Below are 16348 nucleotides of genomic sequence, written 5' to 3'. Positions count from 1 at the left end.
TGATGATGCCAAGGGTGACTAACTTGTTCTTATCACCGACCCACGCCGCTACACTCTCGCGATCGAAATTTCATTGATTAACAGGGAATCGTTATGCAGATCGGAAGCGTGCTTTTACTTTTTGTCGGCCTGGTGGTCGCCATTCTGTTCATGGGCTTCAAGGTCGTACCTCAGGGTTACCAGTGGACGGTCGAGCGTTTTGGTCGTTACACCAACACGCTCAAGCCCGGCCTCAACATCATCATTCCGGTGATGGACCGCATCGGTCGCAAGATCAACGTGATGGAAAGCGTGCTGGATATTCCGCCCCAGGAAGTCATCACAGCAGATAACGCCACGGTACAGATCGACGCCGTGTGCTTCTTCCAGGTGGTCAATACCGCCCAGGCTGCCTACGAGGTCAACAACCTCGAACACGCGATCCGCAACCTGCTGCAAACCAACATTCGTACCGTGCTCGGCTCCATGGAGCTGGACGCGATGCTCAGCCAGCGTGACGGGATCAACGAAAAACTGCTGCGCACCGTCGACGAAGCCACAGCGCCGTGGGGCATCAAGATCACCCGGATCGAGATCAAGGACATCAGCCCGCCGGCTGACTTGATGGCTGCGATGTCGGGACAGATGAAAGCCGAGCGGATCAAGCGCGCGCAAATTCTTGAAGCCGAAGGTCTGCGTGCCGCGGCGATTCTGACTGCCGAAGGCAAGAAGCAGGCGCAGATTCTGGAGGCCGAAGGGGGTCGTCAGGCCGCATTCCTCGAAGCCGAAGCCCGTGAACGTCAAGCCGAAGCCGAAGCCCAGGCCACCAAAGTGGTGTCCGAAGCCATCGCAGGCGGCAACGTGCAGGCGGTCAATTACTTCGTTGCGCAAAAGTACATCGATGCGCTGGGCAAACTGGCCTCGGCCAACAACAGTAAAGTGATTCTGATGCCGCTCGAGGCCAGCTCGATGATTGGCGCAGTCGGCGGCATCGGCGAAATCGTCAAGGCCACGTTCGATAACAAGAAAGCCTGAGGCACGTTATGTGGGCATTCCTGCAGCACCTATCGTTCTGGGACTGGCTGGCATTTGGCACGGTGCTGCTGATTCTCGAAGTGTTCGGCGCCGGCGGCTACTTGCTGTGGATCGGCATGGCAGCCGCTGCCGTCGGCGTGCTGACCTTTGTAATGCCGGACATGTCCTGGGAATTGCAGTTCCTGCTGTTCGGCCTGCTCTCGATCGCCACGGCCCTGTACTGGTGGAGACGCCAGCGCAACGCGGTGCGGATGAGTGATCAGCCAAACCTCAATCTGCGCGGTCAGGAACTGATCGGCAAAATCTTTGTGGTACATCAAGCGATTGTCGACGGCAGCGGCAAGATCAAGGTCGCCGACGGTGTGTGGATGGCCCGAGGGCGCGATGCCGCGGCGGGCAGCCGCGTTCGGGTAATCGGCCAGCAAGGGGCTATTTTGCTGGTTGAACCGGCTGAATGAGCCGTTACGGAACTCGATTGGGGGATTGGCAATCCAACGCCGTAGTTAACCCAGTGGAGTCACCCAATATGCGTCTCAAACTTGCTGTCGCTACCATCGCCTTGTTGTCCTTTCCTGTCGGTTCGGCGATGGCTGATAGCTTTTGGCGTAACGTCATCTCATCCGGTGCGACCACCGGTTCGACCTACCTGACCTTCAAGGATAACAAGCTGATCGTTGCCGCCCAGGACGATGCCGGCAGCTTTGTCGCCAGCGACGGCGGCATTCGCGGTCCATACCTGGAGGCCGCGATGCAGAAAGTCCGCGCCGACAACCCTGGCCTGCAGGCCACGGACATGGAACTGGCGAACGCGATCCTGGCGAAGAATGCCGTTGCTTCGAATTAAGATTTATTGCTGAACAAAAATGCCGCTCTCAATGAGCGGCATTTTTTTGCCCGCTGAAAAGCAAAGATCGCAGCCTTCGGCAGCTCCTACCTTGATTGTGTGTACGACACGGGCTCTGTAGGAGCTGCCGAAGGCTGCGATCTTTTGATCTTCCTCAACGGTAATCATCCACCGGGACACACGCACAGAACAAATTGCGATCGCCGTAAACGTTATCGACACGGTTCACCACCGGCCAGTACTTATGCGCCTTGGTGTGAGCATCCGGCGTAACCGCCTGCGCGATGCTGTAGGACCGCTCCCAAACCCCGGTGATATCCGCCAGGGTATGCGGTGAACGTTTCAGCGGGTTGTCATCGGCCGGCCAGTTGCCGTTCTGCACCTCGGTGATTTCCGCGCGGATACTCAGCATCGCCCCGATAAACCGGTCCAGCTCTGCCTTCGATTCACTTTCGGTCGGTTCCACCATCAACGTCCCCGGCACCGGAAACGACATGGTCGGCGCATGGAAGCCATAGTCCATCAGCCGCTTGGCGACGTCCTCCTCGCTGATCCCGGTCAGCACCTTGAGTGGCCGCAGGTCAAGAATGCATTCGTGAGCCACCCGCTCGTTGCGCCCGGTGTAAAGCACCGGAAACGCCCCGGACAAGTGCCGCGCCAGGTAATTCGCGGCGAGGATCGCCACCTCACTGGCATCCGCCAATTGCGGCCCCATCATCGCGATGTACATCCAGCTGATCGGCAGGATGCTCGCGCTGCCCCAAGGCGCTGCGCTGACTGCGCCGTTCTGTGCCAGTGGCCCTTCGATTGGTACCACCGGGTGATTGGCCACGAACGGCGCCAAATGCGCGCGCACACCAATCGGCCCCATGCCTGGCCCGCCGCCGCCATGGGGAATGCAGAAAGTCTTGTGCAGGTTCATGTGGGACACGTCGGCGCCGATGTCCGCCGGGCGCGCCAGTCCGACCTGGGCGTTGAGGTTGGCGCCATCCATGTACACCTGGCCGCCGTGGCTGTGGATAACTTCGCAGATTTCGCTGATGCCTTCCTCGTATACGCCGTGGGTCGAAGGATACGTCGCCATCAGGCAGGCGAGTTTGTCTGCGGCCTCCGCGGCCTTGCCTTTGAGGTCATCCAGATCAACGTTGCCCGCTTCGTCGCATTCGACGATCACCACGCGCATGCCGGCCATCTGCGCCGACGCCGGGTTGGTGCCGTGGGCCGAGGACGGGATCAAGCAGATATCCCGCGCGCCCTCATGACGACTCTCGTGATATTTGCGGATCGCCAGCAACCCGGCGTACTCGCCTTGGGCGCCCGAGTTGGGCTGCATGCAGATCGCGTCGAAACCGGTAATCGCGCAGAGCCAACGCTCCAGTTCTTCGATCATCAGCGAATAACCGACCGCCTGCTCTTTCGGCACGAACGGGTGCAGGTTGGCGAACTGCGGCCATGTGATCGGGATCATCTCGCTGGTGGCGTTGAGCTTCATGGTGCAGGAGCCCAGCGGGATCATCGATTGGTTGAGCGCCAGGTCCTTGTTCTCCAGTTGCTTGAGGTAGCGCAGCATCTCGGTTTCGCTGTGATGGGCGCTGAACACCGGGTGACGCAGATAAGACGAGGTACGCAACAGACCTGCGGGAATGCCGGAAGCAAGGGTTTCAGCGTCCAGTTCGTCGACGTTGAGCCCATGATCGGAACCGAGGAACACATCAAACAACTTCGCGACGGTGGATTCGTCAGAGGTTTCGTCGAGGCTCAGCCCCAACTGCCCACGCCCGAGAATGCGCAAATTGATCTGCGCGGCCTGGGCACTTTCGATGATTGCGGTCTGAGTACCACCAACCTCCAGCGTCAGCGTGTCGAAAAAGTGTGTGTTGAGGCGGGTGATGCCGTGGCGCTCCAGGCCAGCGGCGAGGATGCTGGTCAGCCGATGCACGCGTTGGGCAATGCGTTTGAGCCCTTCCGGACCGTGGTAGACCGCATAAAAACTGGCAATGTTGGCCAGCAGCACCTGCGCGGTGCAAATGTTCGAATTAGCTTTCTCCCGGCGGATATGTTGCTCGCGGGTTTGCAGGGCCATACGCAGGGCGACGTTGCCGCGGGCATCTTTCGACACGCCGATGATCCGCCCGGGAATCGCCCGTTTGTATTCATCGCGACTGGCAAAAAACGCCGCGTGAGGGCCGCCGTAACCCATGGGCACGCCGAAACGCTGGGATGAACCGAACACCACGTCGGCGCCCAGCTCCCCTGGCGGCGTCAACAACAGCAGACTCAGCAGATCGGTGGCGACACACGCCAAGGCTTGCTGCGCATGCAGATGATCGATCAAGGGACGAAGATCGCGGATCTCGCCGTGGGTATCGGGGTATTGCAGGAGCGCGCCGAACACTTGGTGCTGTTTCAAGTTATCCACAGAGTCGATGATCAGCTCGAAGCCGAACCCTTCTGCTCGGGTCTGCACCACCGAAATGGTCTGCGGATGACAGTTTTCGTCGACGAAGAACAGATTGCTCCTGGACTTGGCGACACGCTTGGCCAATGCCATGGCTTCCGCCGCCGCAGTGGCTTCGTCCAGCAACGAGGCGTTGGCCAGCTCCAGTCCCGTGAGGTCGATGGTCAATTGCTGGAAGTTCAGCAGCGCTTCGAGCCGGCCCTGGGCGATCTCCGGTTGATAGGGCGTGTACGCGGTGTACCAACCGGGATTTTCCAGCACGTTGCGCACAATAACGGCTGGCGTGAGGGTGCCGTGGTAGCCCATGCCGATCAGGCTGGTCCAGACCTGGTTTTGCTCGGCGTAACCGCGCAGTTTGGCCAGCGCGGCTTCTTCGTCGAGGGCGGGAGGCAGGTCGAGCGGCCTGTTCAGGCGGATTCCCGGCGGCACCGTCTGCTCGATCAACTCGACCCGGCTGCCGAGGCCGAGGCTGTCGAGCATCGCCTGTTGTTCGGCGGCATCGGGCCCGAGGTGGCGGCGAAGGAAGGCATTGGGGTCGCGTAACTGGCTCAAGGACGGCAACTGGGACATGACGGGCTCTCTCTTGACTGGCGCTCAACGTCGATGCAACACGGTCAAACCAGCATAGCAGTCGATACCCGAGCGGATGGATTGGCGCCAACGATCATTGCGGATCATCATGCTCGGCATCTGCCCAATTGTCCGCTGATCAGGTGACTGTATTTATGAGCCAACTGCCTTTCCTGCCATTCTCCAAACCCACCATCGACGAAGACACGATTGCCGCTGTGGGTGACGTATTGCGCTCGGGCTGGATTACCAGCGGCCCCAAGGTTCAGGCCTTTGAACAACAACTCTCGGAGTATTTCGGTGGGCGCCCGGTGCGCACCTTCAATTCCGGCACCTGCACCATGGAGATCGCCTTACGCATTGCCGGTATCGGGCCGGGCGATGAAGTGATCACCACGCCGATTTCCTGGGTGGCCACCGCCAACGTCATTCTGGAAGTCGGCGCTACGCCGGTGTTTGCCGACATTGACCCGATCACCCGCAACATCGACCTGGATCAGCTGGAAGCGGCAATCACCCCGCGCACCAAAGCGATCATTCCTGTGTACCTCGCCGGTTTGCCGGTGGACATGAGCCGGTTGTATGCGATCGCCAAAAAACACGGATTGCGGATTGTCGAAGACGCCGCGCAAGCCTTGGGTTCGAGCTGGAACGGCCAGCGCATTGGCTCGACCGGCGATTTCGTGTCCTTCAGTTTCCAGGCAAACAAAAACGTCACCTCGTCAGAGGGCGGTTGCCTGGTATTGAACAATGACGAGGAAGTGCAACTGGCGCAAAAGTACCGTTTACAGGGCGTCACCCGTAGCGGCTTCGATGGTCTGGATGTCGATGTGCTGGGCGGCAAGTTCAACATGACCGACGTTGCGGCGGCCATCGGCCTTGGTCAATTTGCTCACATCGAAGCAATCACAGCCCATCGCCGTGAACTGGCCAGGCACTATTTCGCTTGTTTTGGCGAGGATTTCGAAGCGTTGTATGGGGCTCAACTGCCCCCGGCGGATTTCGAGAACAGCAACTGGCATTTGTTTCAGCTGGTGCTGCCTGAGCGCAGGGATGGCCAACCGGCACGGGCTACTTTCATGGAGCAGATGCAGGCACTGGGGGTTGGTATCGGCTATCACTACCCGCCGATTCACCTGCTGAGTCTTTACCGCGAACGCGGGTTCAAGGAGGGCATGTTCCCGGTCGCCGAGCGGGTCGGTCGCCTGATCGTTTCACTGCCGATGTTCACCGCCATGAGCAAAGCGGATGTTGAGCGTTCGGTGGCAGCGGTGAAGGCTGTTCTAAAGCCTTGAATCGTTCCTTGCAGGAGCACGGCTTGCCCGCGATGGTGTTTTCGAGGACGCCATCGCGGGCAAGCCATGCTCCTACAAGAGCAACGTTATTCGCCGATGGCAGCCTTGTAACCGGCGGCGTCCAGCAGCGTGTCCAGGTCAGCCGCGTTGCTTGGCTTGAGCTTGAAGATCCAGGCACCGTACGGGTCGGAGTTGAGCAGCTCAGGGTTGGCGCTCAGTTCTTCGTTGATCGCAATCACTTCACCGGCAACCGGGGAGTAGATGTCCGAAGCGGCTTTAACCGACTCCACCACACCGGATTGATCACCGGCAGCGAAGACTGTTCCGACTTCGGTCAGCTCAACGAACACCACGTCGCCCAAGGCTTCCTGAGCGTGATCGCTGATGCCCACGGTAACGCTGCCATCGGCTTCGAGACGGGCCCACTCGTGACTTTCGGCAAAACGCAGGTCGGCAGGAATATCGCTCATGTTCTGTGTCCTCAAGAGAATTGTCAGCGGTCGTTGCCCGCCAAAAAAGGTTAGATCAAGGTTTTGCCATGGCGTACGAAGGTCGGTTTGACCACTCGGACCGGGTACCACTTGCCACGGATTTCCACTTCTGCGCGGTCGGCTGTCGCCATCGGCACGCGCGCCAGTGCAATCGACTTGCTAAGCGTAGGAGAGAAACTACCACTGGTGATCTCCCCTTCGCCAACATTGGCGATGCGGACCACTTGATGAGCACGCAAAACTCCACGCTCCTCAAGGACCAGACCGACCAGTTTGTGCTGCACGCCACCCGCCCGCTCGGCTTCAAGAGCACTGCGACCGATGAACTGGCGAGTGGCCGGTTCCCAGGCAATGCTCCAGGCCATGTTGGAGGCCAGCGGTGAAACGTCTTGATGAATGTCCTGACCGTAGAGGTTCATACCGGCTTCAACCCGCAGCGTATCGCGCGCCCCGAGGCCGATCGGCGAGATGCCCGCGCCCACCAGATCGTTGAAGAATCCTGGCGCCTGATTGGCTGGCAGAACGATTTCCAGACCATCTTCGCCGGTGTAACCCGTGCGTGCGATAAACCAGTCACCATCGGCCTGGCCTTCGAAGGGCTTGAGCATCTGAATCAGGTTGCCGCGGGACTGGGTCACCAGTTCGGAGATTTTGTGCCGGGCCTGAGGACCTTGAATGGCCAGCATCGCCAACTCGGAGCGCTCGTTGAGCTGCACCTTGAAACCATCGAGGTGAGCCTGCATCCAGGCGAGGTCCTGATTGCGGGTGGAGGCGTTGACCACCAGCCGATAACCTTCCTCGAGACGGTAGACGATCATGTCGTCGACGATGCCGCCGCGCTCGTTGAGCATGGTGCTGTACAAGGCACGGCCAGGGCTGTGCAGACGTTCGACGTCATTGGCCAGCAAATGCTGGAGCCAGGTCTTGGCCTGAGGGCCGCTGACATCGATCACGGTCATGTGGGATACATCGAAAACCCCGCAATCGCGGCGCACCTGATGGTGCTCCTCGACCTGCGAGCCGTAATGCAAAGGCATATCCCAACCGCCAAAATCGACCATCTTCGCGCCGAGGGCGAGATGAAGGTCATACAGAGGCGTGCGCAGTCCCATGGGTTTCTCCTTCCGGGCGTGGCGAAGGTGCGGGCCGGTGCTGTGCGGGGTGAAAGCCTTGAAATAGAAGGCTTTCAGCCGATTTCAGCTACCTGATCCGTAGGACGGACCGCACCGAATGCCGCGCATTGTAGCCTCAAGGTGTAGGACTGGCACCTAGGCGTTTCGATGCGCCGAACGTCGAATCAATCCGATGACCGGTAACAGCCCGACCAAAACCAGGGTCAGTGCCGGCAACGAGGCCCTCGCCCACTCGCCTTCGCTGGTCATTTCGAAGATCCGCACCGCCAGCGTGTCCCAGCCAAACGGGCGCATCAGAAGGGTCGCGGGCATTTCCTTGAGCACATCGACGAACACCAGCAACGCGGCGCTCAACGTTCCTGGCAGCAATAACGGCAGATACACTTTGAAAAACAGTCGTGGCCCACTGACGCCAAGGCTACGTGCCGCTTCGGGCAAAGATGGCCGTATTCGCGCCAGACTGCTTTCCAGCGGCCCATAAGCCACCGCGATAAAACGCACCAGATAGGCCAGCAACAACGCCGACAGGCTGCCCAGCAGCAATGGTTTGCCGACACCCCCCAGCCAACCTGACAACGGGATCACCAGTTCACGGTCCAGGTAACTGAACGCCAGCATGATCGACACCGCCAGCACCGAGCCTGGCAAGGCGTAGCCGAGATTGGCGAGGCTGATGCCGGTGCGGATCGCTCGGTTCGGGGCCTGGCGCCGGGCAAACGCCAGCACTAAAGCAACACTGACGGTGATCAGCGCCGCCATGCCGCCCAGGTACAACGTATGGACGATCAGCCCCGCGTAACGCTCATCCAGATCGAAGCGCCCGCGCTGCCAGAACCACACCACCAGTTGAAGCACTGGAATGACGAAAGCGCAGGCGAACACCAGACCGCACCAACTCATGGCCGCCAGCGCCTTGAAACCGCGCAGGTGATACAGCGCCTTGACCCGTGGTCGTTCGTTGCTCGCCCGGTTGGCCCCGCGAGCACGGCGCTCGCCGTACAGCACGACCATCACCACCAGCAGCAACAGGCTGGCCAGTTGCGCGGCGGTGGAGAGGCTGAAAAATCCGTACCAGGTTTTGTAGATGGCGGTCGTGAACGTGTCGAAGTTGAACACCGACACCGCACCGAAATCCGCCAGGGTTTCCATCAACGCCAGCGCCACGCCAGCGCCGATGGCCGGGCGCGCCATGGGCAACGCGACTCGCCAGAACGCTTGCCACGGAGATTGCCCCAAGACTCGTGCCGCTTCCATCAAGCCTTTGCCCTGAGCCAGGAACGCGGTTCGCGCCAACAGGTAAACGTAGGGATAGAAGACCAGCACCAGGACCAGAATCACGCCGCCGGTGGAGCGCACGCGCGGCAACCTCAAGCCCGAGCCGAACCATTCGCGCAACAGGGTTTGCACGGGGCCGGCAAAATCCAACAGGCCGACAAAGACGAATGCCAGCACATAGGCGGGAATGGCGAAAGGCAGCATCAGCGCCCAGTCCAGCCAACGCCGACCAGGGAATTCGCAGAGACTAGTGAGCCAGGCCAGGCTCACGCCCAAAAGTGTCACGCCGATACCGACGCCGAGTACCAGGGTCAGGGTATTGCCCAGCAGGCGCGGCATCTGGGTATCCCAGAGGTGGGACCAGATTTGATGATCGATGGTTTGCCATGACAATAGCAAAACGCTAAGTGGCAGCAGGACCAGCGCAGCGATGGCGAAGACCAGGGGATACCAGCGGCGTTGGGCGGGGTGGGCCAAGGAGATTCTCTAGAAAATATGGGAGCGACACAGCGCTGCGGGCACTCCACCTGTGGCGAGGGGGTTTACCCCCGTTCGGCTGCGAAGCAGCCCTAAAACCAGCGATCTCATTTCTCCAGACAAAACGCGTCTGGAGATTTTACGACTGCTTCGCAGCCGAACGGGGGTAAACCCCCTCGCCACAGGTAGCCGCTCGCCACAATAACAGTGGAGTCAGTTCCAGCCAGCCCGATCCATCATGCGAATCGCTTCAGCCTGACGCTTGCCCGCAATTTCCACAGGCAAGGTATCAGCCACAAACTTGCCCCAGCTCGCCACTTCTGCAGAAGGCTGAACCGCAGGGTTGGCCGGGAATTCCTGGTTCACGTCAGCAAAGATCTTCTGTGCTTGCGGTGTGGTCATCCATTCCACCAAGGCCTTGGCCGCTTCCGGATGCGGAGCATGTTTGGTCAGGCCGATGCCCGACAGGTTCACATGCACGCCACGATCACCCTGGTTCGGCCAGAACAGCTTCACCGCCAGATCAGGCTTCTGCTTGTGCAGGCGACCGTAGTAGTACGTGTTGACGATGCCGACGTCGCATTGACCCGCGTTGATGGCCTCCAGCACCGCGATGTCATCCGAGAACACATCGGTGGACAGGTTACTCACCCAGCCCTTGAGAATCTTCTCGGTTTTTTCGGCGCCATGGACTTCGATCATGGTGGCGGTCAGGGACTGGTTGTAGACCTTCTTCGCTGTGCGCAGGCACAGGCGGCCTTCCCAGTTCTTGTCGGCCAGACCTTCGTAGGTGGTCAACTCACCGGGTTTCACCCGATCGGTGGAGTAAGCGATGGTCCTCGCCCGCAGGCTCAGGCCCGTCCAGGCATGGGCGGATGAGCGGTATTGCAGCGGGATGTTGGCGTCGATCACCTTGGAGGTGAACGGTTGCAGGATGCCCATTTGCTCGGCCTGCCAGAGGTTGCCGGCATCGACGGTCAGCAGCAGGTCCGCGGTGGCGTTCTCGCCCTCGGCCTTGATCCGCTGCATCAGCGGCGCTTCCTTGTCGGTGATGAACTTCACCTGCACGCCGGTTTTCGCGGTGTAGGCATCGAAGACCGGCTTGATCAGCTCGTCGATACGCGAGGAGTAAACCACCACCTCGTCAGCGGCCTGGGCAGCGGTGCTGCCAATCAGGGTCAGGGCGAACGCGGTCAGTAGACGCTTCGGTACCAACATGGGAGCGATCTCTCGATTGAAAAATTGAAGCCAAATGATATGGACTCACATTTAGCTTCTCAATCGAACAGTTCGCGGAGGAGTTACCAGATGTTGCACAGAAGCATGAACAATGTGGCGAGGGGGCTTGCCCCCGTTGGGTTGCGAAGCAGCCCCGGCATATCTTCAGACAAACCCTGCATTCCGATTTGCGACCGCTTCGCGCTCGAACGGGGCGGTGCGGCGATCCGACAAGCCCCCTCGCCACAGGGCCATGCCCACTTCAGGCCTTGGCGAGTGCCGGCAGATCCCCGGTCAACCCCAGCGCTTCACGCACGAACAGCGCCTTGGCTTCGGGCATCTGGTCGACCATCTTCAACCCGGCATTGCGCAACCAGCGAATCGGCAACGGATCAGCCTGGAACAGGCGCTCGAAGCCTTCCATCGCCGCCATCAACGCCAGGTTGTGGGGCATGCGCCGACGTTCGTAACGGCTGAGCACTTTCACATCCGCCAGACGTTCGCCACGCGTGGCCGCTTGCAACAGCACTTCGGCCAGCACGGCGGCATCGAGAAAACCAAGGTTCACGCCCTGCCCGGCCAAGGGGTGAATGGTGTGCGCCGCATCACCGATCAACGCCAAACCTTCAGCCACATAACGCTTGGCATGACGCTGGCGCAGCGGTACGCACAGACGCGGGTCGGCGCTGAGCACCTTGCCGAGTCGGCCTTCGAAGGCCCGTTCCAGCTCTTTGCAGAAACCCTCGTCATCCAGCGCCATCAGGTGTTCGGCTTCGCTCGGGGTGGTCGACCAGACGATTGAACACCAATCCTGCTGACCGTCACGCTCCAGCGGCAAAAACGCCAGCGGACCGTTGTCGGTGAAGCGCTGCCACGCAGTCAGTTGATGAGGTTTGGCGCTGCGCACGCTGGTGACAATCGCGTGGTGCAGGTAGTCCCACTCGCGCGTCGCCATGCCGGTCAGACGCCGAACGGCGGAATTGGCGCCATCCGCTGCGATCACCAAAGGTGCGCGCAAGGTGCGGCCATCGGCCAGGGTCAGCAGCCAGTCATCGCCGGAACGACGCATTTGCTCCAGGCGCGCGTTGGCCAACATGCCGAGATCGCAGTCGTGCAAGCGGTCGAGCAAGGCGTCCTGAACCACGCGGTTCTCGACGATATGCCCCAGCACGTCGGCATGCACACTGGCCGCCGAAAAATGGATTTGCCCGGTGCCGCTGCCGTCCCAAACCTGCATGTCGGTGTAGGGGCTGCTGCGCCGCTTGGCGATACCGTCCCAGACGCCCAGACGATCAAGAATCCGCTGGCTGGCAGTCGATAAAGCGCTGACTCGCGGCTCGAACGAAGCCTGAGCATCGAAGGGTTTGACGCTCATGGGGCTGCCGTCCAGCAGCAGGACTTCCAGCCCGCTGTCCTGCAACGCCAGCGCCAGGGCGCTGCCGACCATTCCGGCCCCGACAATCAGCAGATCTGCGCGCATTTCCATGCTTTAAGCCTGTCTCGCTTGCGGCTTGAGCCGCCTATAAAAGGATTTAACCAAAGTGCCGGCGCCGAGGTACGGCGGGTAGAAGCTGCCGAACGTGTTGGCCAGCCACTTAAGCATCGGGACGCGTACCCAAACCCATGGCCTGCCGCGCGAACCAGCGTTTGGCCGGCGGCAACAGGTCCAGCCCGAGCAGACCGATGTTGCGGCCCAGGGAAACCAATGGTTGAGTGCTGCCGAACAAACGGGTGACCTGATCGGAGAAACCCACGGTCAGGTTCTGATCCAGACGCTGACGCTCGCGGTAGGCCTGCAAGGTCGCAAAGTCGCCGGGAGATGTTTCGCTGGCCAGCAATGCATCGGCCAGCGCTTGAGCATCACGCAAGGACAGGTTGAAACCTTGCCCGGCAATCGGGTGCAGGCTGTGGGCAGCATTGCCGAGAATCGCCAGATGCGGACGCACCTGCTCTTCGGCCTCGATCAATGTCAGCGGGTACAAATGCCGCGCGCCAACCTGCTTCAAAGTGCCGAGGCGATAACCGAACACGCCCTGCAACTCGCTGAGGAAGCTCTTTTCATCGAGGGCCGCCAGCCGTTGCGCGTCCATCCCCAATCGGGTCCAGACCAGTGCGCAGCGGTTTTCCGGCAACGGCAACAAGGCCATCGGCCCGTCATCGGTGAAACGCTCGAAGGCCATGCCGTTGTGCGCTTCACTCGGTGTGATGTTGGCAATCAACGCGCTCTGGTTATACGGGCGCTTTTTGATGCCGATCCCCAGTTGCTCGCGCAGGCCGGAACGGCCGCCATCAGCCAGCACCGCAAGTTCGCATTCCAAAGTGGTTTCGTCGTTGAGGGTCAGGCGATAGCCATCGATCAGCGGCTCCATGCGCGTGACTTCCGCCGGGCACCGCCAGCTGATCACGTCCTTGTCCAGCCCCTGCCAGAGGCATTGGCCGAGCCAGGCGTTTTCCACCACATAACCCAGCGCCGGAACGCCCTCTTCCATCGCCGACAATCGCGCGGTGGAGAAGCGTCCACGGTCGGAGACATGGATCTGTTTGATCGGCTCGGCGCGGCGGGAGATTTCCTGCCACACACCCAGGCGTTGATAAATCTGCTTGGCACCGTAGGACAACGCCGAGGAACGGGCGTCGTAGCTCGGTTGGTAGGTGTCGCCGGGGGCAAACGGCTCGATCAGCACGATCTTCCAGCCACGAGCCTTGGCCCCGGCCTGCAACGCCAACGCCAGGCTGGCGCCGACCAGACCACCACCGATGATTGCCAGATTGACTCGACTCATGCCGCTTGTGTCCGCGCGGCGGCCATCAAGGCCTCGATCTCGGCGACCGTTTTCGGTACGCCTTTGGTCAGGATTTCACAGCCGCTTTTGGTGACCACTACGTCGTCCTCGATGCGCACGCCAATGCCGCGCCATTTCTTCGCTACGTTCTGGTTGCCCGGGGCAATATAGATGCCCGGTTCCACGGTCAGCGCCATGCCGACTTCCAATACACGCCATTCGCCGCCGACCTTGTATTCGCCAACGTCATGCACATCCATGCCCAGCCAGTGGCCGGCGCGGTGCATGTAAAAGGCTTTATAGGCTTCGCTGGCGATCAACTCGTCGACGTCGCCCTGCAACAGGCCCAACTTCACCAACCCGGCAGTAATTACCCGGACTGTAGCTTCGTGGGCCTGATTCCAGTGTTTGTCCGGGGCGATTTCCGCAAACGCAGCTTCTTGCGACGCCAGCACCAACTCGTAAATTGCCTTCTGTTCCGCTGAATACTTGCCGTTGACCGGCCAGGTGCGGGTGATGTCGCTGGCGTAGCAGTCGATCTCGCAACCGGCATCGATCAACACCAGATCGCCGTCCTTGAGCACCGCGTCATTCTGCTGGTAATGCAGGATGCAGCTGTTGCGCCCAGCGGCGACGATCGAACCGTAGGCCGGCATTTTCGCCCCGCCCTTGCGGAATTCGTAGTCGAGTTCGGCTTCGAGGCTGAACTCATGCAGCCCCACACGACTGGCCTGCATCGCGCGGATGTGTGCCTGTGCGGAAATCCGTGCGGCTTCGCGCATCACCTTCACTTCTGCCGCCGATTTATACAGGCGCATGTCGTGAAGCAGATGATCCAGGGCAACGAATTCGTTCGGCGGCTGGGCGCCGAGGTGCGCTTTAGAGCGGATCACGTTGATCCAGTCCATCAGGTGCCGGTCGAATTCCGGGTTGCTGCCCATGGCCGAATACACCCGGTCGCGACCTTCGATCAGGCCCGGCAAGATGTCGTCGATGTCGGTGATGGGGAAGGCGTCGTCGGCGCCAAAGTCGCGAATCGCGCCTTCCTGCCCGGCGCGCAGGCCGTCCCACAACTCCCGTTCGGCATTGCGTTCACGGCAGAACAGTATGTATTCGCCATGCAGACGCCCAGGCATCAAAACGATGACCGCCTGAGGCTCGGGAAAACCGCTGAGGTACTGGAAGTCGCTGTCCTGACGGTAGACGTGCTCGACGTCGCGGTTGCGGATCGCAACGGCGGCGGCGGGCAGGATGGCGATGCTGTTGGGTTCCATCTGCGCCATCAGGGCCTTGCGGCGACGGCTGTATTCCGATTTCGGGATATGAATCATGGGCAGATGGCTTTCCCTGACACGCGATTAATGCAACGACGGTTTGGCGGCAGCCGGCGCGTCCGGCTTTTTGTTTTCGGTGAACAGCAGCAGCGGCGCGACGCGCAGGTACTCCATCACTTCCATGTAATCGCTTTCGCCGTCGTCGGACTCTTCCAGGGCGTCTTGCACCTGCGAAATAGCCGCCAGGTCCTGAAGCACTTCGGTGGCCTCGGTGCTCAGCATGCTGCTGTCACGGCAGTTCAGGCCGAAACCGCTGAGGAAACCCTGGCACCATTGGCCCAGTGCGGCGGCACGGTCAGCCAGTGGCTCGTCATCGGTCGGCAGCAGCAGAACGACGGTCACGTCGTCGCCAGTGAGCTCGCCCTTGACCATCTCCTGCAAGCCGATCAAGGCGTTGCGGACATTATCCTGCGGTTCGCTTTCGAGCAGCTCGGCGGCATCAATCAACCAGCCTTCGGCATCGAAACCGGCACCGGCGCAACTGCGGCCGAGCAACAGGCCATGCAGTTCGGCAGGCGAGACGTTATGACCGCTGGAAGTCAGCAGTTTGGCGAAGGCTTGGTACGGGGAATTCTGAATGGGCATGGGCAGCTAGGCGCCAGACGGCGCTATGTCTAGAATGAAGGCCTGTATCCTACATCGACAGACTCGCCAAGACTATTAAAGGCTGTCCGCCAGCTATCACCCATCTGACACATTTTCAGTGGACACAATGGAAGACACCGACCTGCAAGCGCTGATGGCCAGACTCGAACTGCTAATTACCCGCGTCGAGCAACTAAAGAGTCAAAACGGACTCCTATTAGCTCAGGAAAAGACCTGGCGCGAGGAACGCGCTCACCTCATTGAAAAGAACGAAATCGCCCGGCGTAAGGTCGAATCAATGATTTCGCGCCTCAAGGCCCTGGAGCAAGACTCATGAGTTCAAGCAATAGCGTTACCGTGCAGATCCTCGATAAAGAGTATTCGATCATCTGCCCGCAGGAAGAGCGCAGCAACCTGGTGAGCGCCGCCCGTTACCTGGACGGCAAGATGCGCGAAATCCGCAGCAGCGGCAAAGTCATCGGCGCCGATCGCATCGCCGTAATGGCTGCCCTGAACATCACGCACGATCTCCTGCACAAGGAAGAACGCCCGGATGTACAGGCCAGCGGTTCAACCCGTGAGCAGGTTCGCGACCTGCTGGATCGCGTCGATCTGGTGCTCGCAACCGATCCGGACGTCACCAAGGGCTGAAACGCGAAACCGCTTGGGGTATACTCGCATCACTCCCTGGGGTGCTTGCCAGTTGGCGATGTCCCTGAGCCGATTTGCTATACCCTGGAGGTTGCACGTTGGGCTGGTGTGCATGTCCGCTAGACGGAAAGCCTTAAAGCCTACTGCATCTTCCACCTTGAACTTTCGGGTTCAAGGGCTAAGTCGACAGCGGTACATCCGGGGAGCCTGATTCCAGTCC

The 16348-nt window shown here is 60.3% G+C and carries 15 protein-coding genes and 1 other RNA gene; 7 read left to right on the top strand and 9 right to left on the bottom strand.

The features are described from left to right. Positions 1 to 93: 93 nt before the first annotated feature. From PMI27_RS12530 to PMI27_RS12540, 3 genes are all read left to right on the top strand, one after another. Positions 94 to 1014, top strand: a complete 921-nt coding sequence (locus PMI27_RS12530) for an SPFH domain-containing protein (RefSeq protein ID WP_008150402.1) — start codon at positions 94 to 96, stop codon at positions 1012 to 1014. Positions 1015 to 1022: 8 nt separating this feature from the next. After that, positions 1023 to 1472 (top strand): NfeD family protein, encoded by a 450-nt coding sequence (locus PMI27_RS12535; protein ID WP_008150401.1) that lies wholly within the window; start codon positions 1023 to 1025, stop codon positions 1470 to 1472. Positions 1473 to 1540: 68 nt separating this feature from the next. Further along, positions 1541 to 1858 carry a DUF2388 domain-containing protein gene (locus PMI27_RS12540; RefSeq protein ID WP_008150400.1) on the top strand — a complete coding sequence of 106 codons (318 nt, stop codon included), beginning with the start codon at positions 1541 to 1543 and terminating at the stop codon, positions 1856 to 1858. 154 nt (positions 1859 to 2012) lie between these two features. On the opposite strand, the gene gcvP is transcribed toward PMI27_RS12540, so the two are convergent. Beyond that, positions 2013 to 4886: an aminomethyl-transferring glycine dehydrogenase gene (gene gcvP, locus PMI27_RS12545; protein WP_008150394.1), complete on the bottom strand. Its 2874-nt coding sequence runs from the start codon at positions 4884 to 4886 to the stop codon at positions 2013 to 2015. Positions 4887 to 5041: 155 nt separating this feature from the next. Here gcvP and PMI27_RS12550 point away from each other — a divergent pair, with 155 nt between their 5' ends. Further along, positions 5042 to 6181, top strand: a complete 1140-nt coding sequence (locus tag PMI27_RS12550) for a DegT/DnrJ/EryC1/StrS family aminotransferase (protein WP_008150392.1) — start codon at positions 5042 to 5044, stop codon at positions 6179 to 6181. An 86-nt stretch (positions 6182 to 6267) separates the two neighbouring features. On the opposite strand, the gene gcvH is transcribed toward PMI27_RS12550, so the two are convergent. From gcvH to PMI27_RS12590, 8 genes are all read right to left on the bottom strand, one after another. After that, positions 6268 to 6651 (bottom strand): glycine cleavage system protein GcvH, encoded by a 384-nt coding sequence (gcvH, locus tag PMI27_RS12555; RefSeq protein WP_008150389.1) that lies wholly within the window; start codon positions 6649 to 6651, stop codon positions 6268 to 6270. A gap of 50 nt (positions 6652 to 6701) precedes the next feature. Continuing rightward, on the bottom strand, positions 6702 to 7784 hold the full coding sequence (gcvT, locus tag PMI27_RS12560; RefSeq protein ID WP_008150387.1) for a glycine cleavage system aminomethyltransferase GcvT: 1083 nt from the start codon (positions 7782 to 7784) through the stop codon (positions 6702 to 6704). A 156-nt stretch (positions 7785 to 7940) separates the two neighbouring features. Further along, positions 7941 to 9557 (bottom strand): ABC transporter permease, encoded by a 1617-nt coding sequence (locus tag PMI27_RS12565; RefSeq protein WP_008150385.1) that lies wholly within the window; start codon positions 9555 to 9557, stop codon positions 7941 to 7943. Between the two features lie 213 nt (positions 9558 to 9770). Beyond that, positions 9771 to 10775 (bottom strand): extracellular solute-binding protein, encoded by a 1005-nt coding sequence (locus PMI27_RS12570; protein ID WP_008150382.1) that lies wholly within the window; start codon positions 10773 to 10775, stop codon positions 9771 to 9773. A 262-nt stretch (positions 10776 to 11037) separates the two neighbouring features. Continuing rightward, positions 11038 to 12255, bottom strand: coding sequence for a 2-octaprenyl-3-methyl-6-methoxy-1,4-benzoquinol hydroxylase (locus PMI27_RS12575; RefSeq protein ID WP_166675837.1), 1218 nt, complete (start codon positions 12253 to 12255; stop codon positions 11038 to 11040). Between the two features lie 115 nt (positions 12256 to 12370). Continuing rightward, entirely contained in the window at positions 12371 to 13558 is a 1188-nt protein-coding gene (gene ubiH / locus PMI27_RS12580) for a 2-octaprenyl-6-methoxyphenyl hydroxylase (protein ID WP_008150378.1), read from the bottom strand. Beyond that, positions 13555 to 14889: a Xaa-Pro aminopeptidase gene (gene pepP, locus PMI27_RS12585; RefSeq protein ID WP_008150372.1), complete on the bottom strand. Its 1335-nt coding sequence runs from the start codon at positions 14887 to 14889 to the stop codon at positions 13555 to 13557. Before pepP ends, ubiH begins: the two co-directional genes overlap by 4 nt. Before the next feature lie 27 nt (positions 14890 to 14916). Then, positions 14917 to 15477, bottom strand: coding sequence for a YecA/YgfB family protein (locus PMI27_RS12590; protein ID WP_008150369.1), 561 nt, complete (start codon positions 15475 to 15477; stop codon positions 14917 to 14919). A 127-nt stretch (positions 15478 to 15604) separates the two neighbouring features. Here PMI27_RS12590 and PMI27_RS12595 point away from each other — a divergent pair, with 127 nt between their 5' ends. From PMI27_RS12595 to ssrS, 3 genes are all read left to right on the top strand, one after another. Beyond that, positions 15605 to 15814 carry a TIGR02449 family protein gene (locus PMI27_RS12595; RefSeq protein ID WP_007982902.1) on the top strand — a complete coding sequence of 70 codons (210 nt, stop codon included), beginning with the start codon at positions 15605 to 15607 and terminating at the stop codon, positions 15812 to 15814. Further along, positions 15811 to 16128 carry a cell division protein ZapA gene (locus PMI27_RS12600; RefSeq protein ID WP_007942435.1) on the top strand — a complete coding sequence of 106 codons (318 nt, stop codon included), beginning with the start codon at positions 15811 to 15813 and terminating at the stop codon, positions 16126 to 16128. The genes PMI27_RS12595 and PMI27_RS12600 overlap by 4 nt, the downstream gene beginning before the upstream one ends. A 30-nt stretch (positions 16129 to 16158) precedes the next feature. Beyond that, positions 16159 to 16337, top strand: a non-coding RNA gene (gene ssrS / locus PMI27_RS30550) — 6S RNA. Positions 16338 to 16348: the final 11 nt, after the last annotated feature.

The organism is Pseudomonas sp. GM41(2012), assembly GCF_000282315.2.
GTDB lineage: Bacteria > Pseudomonadota > Gammaproteobacteria > Pseudomonadales > Pseudomonadaceae > Aquipseudomonas.
Note: the sequence above shows the minus strand (reverse complement) of the source record. Positions and strands in the feature narration are given on the sequence as shown.

Excerpts from the sequence above, each read along its gene's own strand:
- PMI27_RS12530 (WP_008150402.1), top strand. The coding sequence starts at position 94 with ATGCAGATCGGAAGCGTGCTTTTACTTTTTGTCGGCCTGGTGGTCGCC.
- PMI27_RS12535 (WP_008150401.1), top strand. The coding sequence starts at position 1,023 with ATGTGGGCATTCCTGCAGCACCTATCGTTCTGGGACTGGCTGGCATTT.
- PMI27_RS12540 (WP_008150400.1), top strand. The coding sequence starts at position 1,541 with ATGCGTCTCAAACTTGCTGTCGCTACCATCGCCTTGTTGTCCTTTCCT.
- gcvP (WP_008150394.1), bottom strand. The coding sequence starts at position 4,886 with ATGTCCCAGTTGCCGTCCTTGAGCCAGTTACGCGACCCCAATGCCTTC.
- PMI27_RS12550 (WP_008150392.1), top strand. The coding sequence starts at position 5,042 with ATGAGCCAACTGCCTTTCCTGCCATTCTCCAAACCCACCATCGACGAA.
- gcvH (WP_008150389.1), bottom strand. The coding sequence starts at position 6,651 with ATGAGCGATATTCCTGCCGACCTGCGTTTTGCCGAAAGTCACGAGTGG.
- gcvT (WP_008150387.1), bottom strand. The coding sequence starts at position 7,784 with ATGGGACTGCGCACGCCTCTGTATGACCTTCATCTCGCCCTCGGCGCG.
- PMI27_RS12570 (WP_008150382.1), bottom strand. The coding sequence starts at position 10,775 with ATGTTGGTACCGAAGCGTCTACTGACCGCGTTCGCCCTGACCCTGATT.
- PMI27_RS12575 (WP_166675837.1), bottom strand. The coding sequence starts at position 12,255 with ATGCGCGCAGATCTGCTGATTGTCGGGGCCGGAATGGTCGGCAGCGCC.
- ubiH (WP_008150378.1), bottom strand. The coding sequence starts at position 13,558 with ATGAGTCGAGTCAATCTGGCAATCATCGGTGGTGGTCTGGTCGGCGCC.
- pepP (WP_008150372.1), bottom strand. The coding sequence starts at position 14,889 with ATGATTCATATCCCGAAATCGGAATACAGCCGTCGCCGCAAGGCCCTG.
- PMI27_RS12590 (WP_008150369.1), bottom strand. The coding sequence starts at position 15,477 with ATGCCCATTCAGAATTCCCCGTACCAAGCCTTCGCCAAACTGCTGACT.
- PMI27_RS12595 (WP_007982902.1), top strand. The coding sequence starts at position 15,605 with ATGGAAGACACCGACCTGCAAGCGCTGATGGCCAGACTCGAACTGCTA.
- PMI27_RS12600 (WP_007942435.1), top strand. The coding sequence starts at position 15,811 with ATGAGTTCAAGCAATAGCGTTACCGTGCAGATCCTCGATAAAGAGTAT.